The sequence below is a fragment of the Megasphaera sp. DJF_B143 genome (assembly GCF_900320625.1).
GTDB classification, from domain to species: domain Bacteria; phylum Bacillota; class Negativicutes; order Veillonellales; family Megasphaeraceae; genus Megasphaera; species Megasphaera hexanoica.
In genome coordinates, this window is record NZ_ONTA01000049.1 from 1 (window position 1) to 6,968 (window position 6,968).

Annotated in this window: 5 protein-coding genes; 2 read left to right on the forward strand and 3 right to left on the reverse strand. The window is 46.8% G+C overall.

What is annotated here, in order from left to right:
• Window positions 1-137: 137 nt before the first annotated feature.
• Window positions 138-1,277 (reverse strand): acyl-CoA dehydrogenase, encoded by a 1,140-nt coding sequence (locus DBO31_RS01460; protein ID WP_059076372.1) that lies wholly within the window; start codon window positions 1,275-1,277, stop codon window positions 138-140.
• A 377-nt stretch (window positions 1,278-1,654) separates the two neighbouring features.
• Here DBO31_RS01460 and DBO31_RS01465 point away from each other — a divergent pair, with 377 nt between their 5' ends.
• Window positions 1,655-2,458, forward strand: coding sequence for an IclR family transcriptional regulator (locus DBO31_RS01465; RefSeq protein ID WP_059076371.1), 804 nt, complete (start codon window positions 1,655-1,657; stop codon window positions 2,456-2,458).
• A 165-nt stretch (window positions 2,459-2,623) separates the two neighbouring features.
• On the opposite strand, the gene ilvD is transcribed toward DBO31_RS01465, so the two are convergent.
• Together ilvD and DBO31_RS01475 are read right to left on the reverse strand one after the other, a co-directional pair.
• Window positions 2,624-4,345, reverse strand: coding sequence for a dihydroxy-acid dehydratase (ilvD, locus tag DBO31_RS01470; RefSeq protein WP_075581782.1), 1,722 nt, complete (start codon window positions 4,343-4,345; stop codon window positions 2,624-2,626).
• A gap of 113 nt (window positions 4,346-4,458) precedes the next feature.
• Window positions 4,459-5,778, reverse strand: coding sequence for a lactate racemase domain-containing protein (locus tag DBO31_RS01475; RefSeq protein WP_059076369.1), 1,320 nt, complete (start codon window positions 5,776-5,778; stop codon window positions 4,459-4,461).
• A gap of 564 nt (window positions 5,779-6,342) precedes the next feature.
• Here DBO31_RS01475 and DBO31_RS01480 point away from each other — a divergent pair.
• A partial coding sequence (locus DBO31_RS01480; RefSeq protein WP_150824263.1) for a dihydroxy-acid dehydratase occupies window positions 6,343-6,968 on the forward strand: 626 nt, incomplete at its 3' end.

Here is a 6,968-nt window from a genome sequence, read left to right on the forward strand (position 1 = left end):
AAATCACCCGTAACACCTGCAAAAGCATATACATCACATTCACCAATTGTTTTGCCGAAAGTGGTCTTATCGCCGACTTTCATTTCATCATAGGTTAATACATCACTCATCGTTATCTCCCTTTCTGTATGAACGATTTACTGTAAAAGCTGGCCGGAAATAATCAGTCTCTGAATCTGGTTCGTACCTTCATAAATCTGGGTAATCTTGGCATCGCGCATGAGCCGTTCTACCGGATATTCGCGGATGTAGCCATAACCGCCGAGAATCTGTACGGCGTCCGTTGCAATGGACATAGCCGCATCGGTCGCATACAGCTTGGCCATGCACGATTCTTTCGTGCACGGTTTGCCCTGTTCTTTGAGGGCTGCTGCACGGTACACGAGAAGACGGGCTGCATCCAGTTTCGTTGCCATGTCGGCAAGCATAAAGGAAATAGACTGGAATTTGCAGACCGGTTTGCCAAACTGTTCCCGTTCCTTGGAATACTTGATGGCCGCTTCCAGCGCAGCACCGGCGATGCCCAGGCCCTGGGCAGCAACACCGATACGGCCGCCATCGAGGCCCTGCATAGCGATTTTGAAGCCTTTGCCTTCTTCACCGAGAAGATTTTCTACCGGAACTTTAACATCCTGGAAAATCAGTTCTCTCGTCTTGGAAGCATGAATCCCCATCTTCTGTTCTTCTTTGCCAAAAGTGAAGCCTTCCATTCCTTTTTCAAGGATGAACGCGGAAATCCCTTTTGTGCCTTTTGTCTTATCCGTCATAGCAAAGACGACATAAATGTCTGCTTCCCCGCCATTGGTGATAAAGATTTTGCTGCCGTTGAGGATATAATGGTCGCCTTTACGGACAGCCGTGCTCTGCTGACGGGCAGCATCAGAACCGGCATTGGGTTCTGTCAGGCCGAAAGCACCCAGTTTCGTTCCTTCTGCCAGCGGTGTGAGGTATTTTTTCTTCTGTTCTTCTGTACCAAATTTCCAGATAGGCCATGCGCACAGAGAAATGCTGGAGGCATACCCGGCAGCTACGGCGTCATCAACCTTGGATAATTCTTCATTAGCCAGGATATAGCTTACATAACTGCCATCACTTCCACCGTATTCTTCGGGGAAAAAGATGCCGCACAAGCCTAATTCACCAATTTTATCAAAGATTTCACGGGAAAATTCTGCTTTTTCATCCCGTTCCTGGACAGTCGGTGCAATTTCCTTTTCTGCAAATTCGCGTACCAATTTCTGAATCGCCTGCTGTTCATCAGAGAATTCAAAATTCATAAAAAAATACCTCCTTAAATTATACGCCTCGTAAGGCATTTATTCAAAACTATTTTCATAGTTTTAAAGCAGAATTATATCTATATCGGAATAGATAAATATGACAATTTCTTTTGCAATTTGTTCGTATATGAGTTATAATTTGTATATACGTTTTACGTCTATATTCTACCATTTTTCACATAAAATAGCAATATTCGCCGATAAATTCCTTTTGTGGTTTATATCTGCCCGTGCTATAACCAGACTTCTCAGTCTTGTATCATCTATTTCCATTTGCAAGGTTGTCCCATTTTCGCTATACTGATGATTGTGAACCTCAATGTACTGCCTGTGATTTACCGTCATCATATATATTTTAAAGGAGGTAATATAGGATGCCCTATACCACGCACCGCCCTACAGCCCGTGTATTGGACATTATGCAGCTTCTTTCCACATCGAAGGAAGGCTGCTCCCTGACAGAAATTGCCACGGCTATCTCTGTCCCCAAAAGTACGATTGTTCCCATTATCCGCACACTGTGTGAACGCCGCTTTATCACCCAGCATGGATCCAACAAGTATACAGTCGGCATCAGCGCTCTCATCGTCGGATCCGCCTGCCTGCAGGACATGGACATACTAGAACTTTTCAAAGCCCAGATGAAACGCATCGTCAATGCCACATCGGAAGCCTGCCAGCTCGGTGTTCTGGTAGGCGGTGATGTACTCTATCTGGCAAAAGAAGAATCTCCCGAACCGATACGGCTCATTTCTTTCGTCGGCAAACGGCTTCCTGCTTACAGCACGGCTATCGGAAAGGCACTGCTAAGCGAATACACCCTGCAGGGCCTGCAAACACTCTATCCCCAGGGGCTGGCCCCGGTAACAGAACGGACCTGTACGGACTTTAACCGTTTCTATGATGAATGCCAGCAGGGCAAGACGCTTGGATATTTCACGGATAAAGAAGAAATTTCTCCCGGCATCAATTGTTTCTCCGTTCCCCTGGCGTATCACGGTCATTATATCGCTGCCATGAGCGTCAGCATCCCTTCTTTCCGCCTGACAGAAGAAAAGAAGGAAAAAACCATTGACGCATTGAAGACATCGAAGGAAAAACTGGAACACACCTTTACGGAACTGAACATCAACGATATTGATTTCTTTGCCAAATCATTCCAGTCCCAGCCAATATAAGATGTTAAGTCACTACATGTATAAAAAAGACCTGTTCTCAGCAACAGGTCTTTTTTATATCTGAATTTTGTTGTTATTTACTATAAACGTACAGCTAAAAAGGTATCGTACAAAGCATCACTGCTTCGTACGATACCTTTTTTATTAGCTGCAAACTAGTATGAATTACTGAAGATATCCGCCGGACATTGCCGATGTCGCATATTTGCTATAGCGAGCCAGATAGCCTTTTTTCTTCGGGAAATCAGGCATCTTCCAGTTCTTTTTACGTTCAGCCAGAATAGCATCTACTTCTTCCGCCGTCTTCTTTTCACCTTTTACGCCGATCATATTGATCTTGCGGTTCGGAATGTCGATTTCAATCATATCGCCGTCTTCCAGGAGCGCAATGGGGCCGCCTTCTACGGCTTCCGGTGATACGTGGCCGATAGCCGGGCCCTGGGTAGCACCGGAGAAACGGCCGTCCGTTACCAGTGCAACCGTGCCATCCAGGCGTTCATCAAAGGCAATGGCATCGGTCGTCATGAGGCTTTCAGGCATACCAGCGCCTTTCGGGCCTTCATAACGGATAAATAAGATGTCGCCCTGATTGACCTGACCAGTAATGATAGCCTGCTGGCAGTCTTCTTCCGAATTGAATACCCGTGCCGGTCCGATATGATGCATCATATCGGGATTCTTGATAGCCGAGAATTTAACGACACTGCCATCAGGAGCAATATTGCCGTCCAGTACAGCCAGAGAACCATATTTATTCGAATGTTCCGGTTTGCGGATGATATCTTCCGGATTAATGCCATAAGTCTTGAGATAGCCGAGGCCACGTTCAAAGAAATCGCTCTTTTCAATCATTTCCAGGTTTTCACCCAGCGTGCGGCCCGTAACGGTCATGACGTTGAGATCCAGTTCGTCTTTGAGATACATCTGGATCATGGGAATCCCGCCGGCATACCAGAGGAATTCTGTAATGTATTTGCCGCTAGGCTGTACATTCGTCAGATATTTGATATTCTTGCCGATTTCATCAAACATGCGCGGATGAATATCAATGCCCAGCTGATGGGCAATAGCCGGGAAATGAATGGTAGCATTGGTAGAACCACTGATAGCCTGATGGACTTTAATGGCGTTGATGAAGGCCGCTTTCGTCATGATTTTTGACGTGGTGATGCCTTTTTCAGCCAGTTCCATAATCTTCTGACCTGCCAGACGGGCATAGCGCTGACTTTCCATCAACGTAGCCGGTACGACAGCATTGCCGGGAAGGGCCATACCAAGTGCTTCAGACATGCACTGCATCGTGCTGGCCGTTCCCATGAACTGACAGGAACCACAGGTCGGACAGCCCGTCAGTTTATAATCGCGCATTTCATCTTTGCTGACCAGACCGCGTTTATCACGGGCCGTAATCGGGCCGGCGAGGTCGGATGTCGTGCACCCCGGGCCGCTGCGCATAGAACCGCCGGGAATGTGGATGACCGGCATATCGAGACGGGCAGCTACTTCCAGGTGAGCCGGTACGGCTTTATCACAGCTGGAAATCAGAATAACGCCATCCCAGGGAATGACATTGGCATGGATTTCTACCATATCGGCAATGACTTCACGGCTGGGAAGAATAAAGTTCATGCCATCATGGCCCTGAGCCCATCCGTCACAGATATCAGTGACATGGAAATTAGCAGGTTTGCCACCCGTTTCATAGACGCCGATAGATGCCTGCTTAGCATACTTATCGAGGTGAACACTGCCGGGATGGCTTTCACCCCATACATCATCAATCAAAATCTGCGGTTTCGCGAGATCGCCTTCGGAGAATTCGGTGCCGAGTTTCAATGCATCCGACTGGGCCCATACTTTGCGTACGCCTTTACATCTCTGTTCCATTCATGTTCCTCCTTGTTTTAGGGATTGGGAAACAAAATATAAATATAATATGTTATATATGAGAGGCCGTATGCTGCCAGATACAGCATACGATCTCCTATCGTCATGACGGATTAAAACAGGTTGCCATTTTCATCAAACGGCATAGGAGCCAGTTCCCCGGCTACTTCCATATCCGGGTTAGCTTCAACTTCCGGAAGCAGTGCTTCTGATACGTAAATATCCTGCACTTCCATCGTATTCTTGATGCGGACGATTTTCGGAGCTGTCTTATCAGCTTTCGTAGCCGTTTTCAGTGCAACCTGGATAGCCAGTTTATCATTTTCCGTCCAGAACGGAATCTTGACCATTTCCAGAATCGTCGAGGTAACGGCATTCGGATATGCTGCAGCATTGACAATCTTGTCAACGCAACGCTGTGTCGTTACATCTGCCAAGCCCAGGCCATTGGCGTTGCCATGAGTTTCTTCCGTGAGATCCAGGACAATTTTGCGGTCGGCATTGAATTCACACTTGGACGGGAATTCACCGTTCGGGCCAAAGGGGACGCCCGTTTCACGGGGCAGCATATTGGAAACGTTGGGGTCATGGCCGTCGCCACTGATGTTTTTGCCAATTTCATCGATGATGAGAAGGTCGGCATGTTTGATCATGATATGGCCCATGAGAGCTTTTGCTTTTTTCAGGTATTCCGGTTCCTGTTCGATGATTTCATCCGGCGTGAGGGCGACAATGGTATGCGTCTGATCTGCCGCATTTTCCAAAAGGCCGACGCCACAAATAATCGGAGCGTTTTTCAGAATGACTTTGCCATAGCGCTGGATGTTTTCTGCCATATGGACAAAGCCCTGTTCATGGACACCTTCGGCGCCATGCTGTTTGCCCATGCCGATGACAGCCATCTTCATCAGGCCGCTTTCATAAGGGCCAACGAACTGCGTATGGGCTTTGATACGGCCCAGCATGATGATACCATCCGATTCAGCTGCATATTTATCAATGAAAACAGGACGGCCATCATCGGTCGTGCCAATCTGTTTCGTTTCCATAGTCGCACGAATCGGGCATCCTACATAGTCTTCCACGACGCCATAGCCATTGACGATCTGAGTCTGTCCTTCCGGCGTAGCACCGCCATGACTGCCCATAGCCGGGAATACGAACGGTTTAGCACCTTTTTCCTTAACATACGATGCAATGGTCTTGATAATAAGAGCCGTATTGGATACGCCGCGGCTGCCGCAGGTAATGGCAATCGTCATGCCCGGTTTTATTTTGGATGCGATAATGTCACGATCGAGCTGAGCCCGAACAACACCGGGAATATCTTCCGGTTTAATGTACGATAAATCAAATTTCTGATGTACTTTCACCATTTTAGGAATAAATACGTCTTTACATAATTCTCCTACAACACCTGTACCTTGTTTCATACTACTACTCCTCTCTTTACAGCAACAGAACGAATTTGTACCAGTTCCTGCCTCATGCAATTGCACATTAATTCGCATATACACATGTGTATACATTTACGAATTCACATACTATTATTGTACTAGAATGGCAGTGTCTGTCAAATAACGGGATTGCACCTTATGTTCGCTCGCTATGAGAAAATCACATATATAAAACAGCCATCAACCCTTATGAATACCGGAATCCGACGGCAATTTTATCAAAGAATGACACATCTGTTATAACGCATCTAATATACGTACATATTAGCATATTCTAGTATCCTAGTCTATAGAAAAATCATAACTAATATGATTTTTCTGGTATCATTCATCGATTTTACGTTATTGTTTTCACATTTGTTCATTTGAACGGACTCATCTGATTCTGTCTCAAAACTGAGACACCGGTTTTACAATTATTCATACAAAATAGTTGCAAATAAAATGAAAAAAAGTTATAGTGAAGAAAGGGACATGTACTATTTCATTTAGAAAGCACAGCTTTCTGCTGACACCTGATGGTGGGAAAGGATGAAGAAAATGTACAGAAGTAAAGAAATTTTAGGAAGGCCGGAATGGTCTTTTAATCGCAGTGTATTTAAATCCATCGGCTATTCCGATGACGATCTGAAGCGCCCGCTGATTGGCATTGCCAACTCCTGGAATGAACTCGTGCCGGGACACTACAACCTGCGCCAGATGGCCGAAGCCGTCAAAAAGGGAATATACCGGGCAGGCGGTACAGCCTGTGAATTTGGCGTCATCGCCGGCTGTGACGGCACGGCCCAGGGCCACGCTGGCATGCATTATATTCTGCCTTCCCGCGACCTGATTGCCAATGACATCGAAACGATGGTAGAAATCCATCATCTGGATGCCGTCGTGCTGCTCGGCTCCTGTGACAAAATCGTGCCGGGTATGCTCCTTGCGGCAGCCCGCCTCGATATTCCAGTCATATTTATGGGTGGCGGTCCCATGCTGGGAGGCAAGGTATTCGACAACCGCAAATCCGATCTGACTTCTATGTCGGAAGGGCTGGGAATGCTGCGTGCCGGAAAAATAGACGAACCTACATTTAACAGTCTGGAAGACGTCTGTGGTCCGACCTGCGGGTCCTGTTCATTCTATGGCTCAGCCAATACGATGAACTGTGTCGCCGAAGCCAT

Excerpts from the sequence above, each read along its gene's own strand:
- DBO31_RS01465 (WP_059076371.1), top strand. The coding sequence starts at position 1,655 with ATGCCCTATACCACGCACCGCCCTACAGCCCGTGTATTGGACATTATG.
- DBO31_RS01475 (WP_059076369.1), bottom strand. The coding sequence starts at position 5,778 with ATGAAACAAGGTACAGGTGTTGTAGGAGAATTATGTAAAGACGTATTT.
- ilvD (WP_075581782.1), bottom strand. The coding sequence starts at position 4,345 with ATGGAACAGAGATGTAAAGGCGTACGCAAAGTATGGGCCCAGTCGGAT.
- DBO31_RS01460 (WP_059076372.1), bottom strand. The coding sequence starts at position 1,277 with ATGAATTTTGAATTCTCTGATGAACAGCAGGCGATTCAGAAATTGGTA.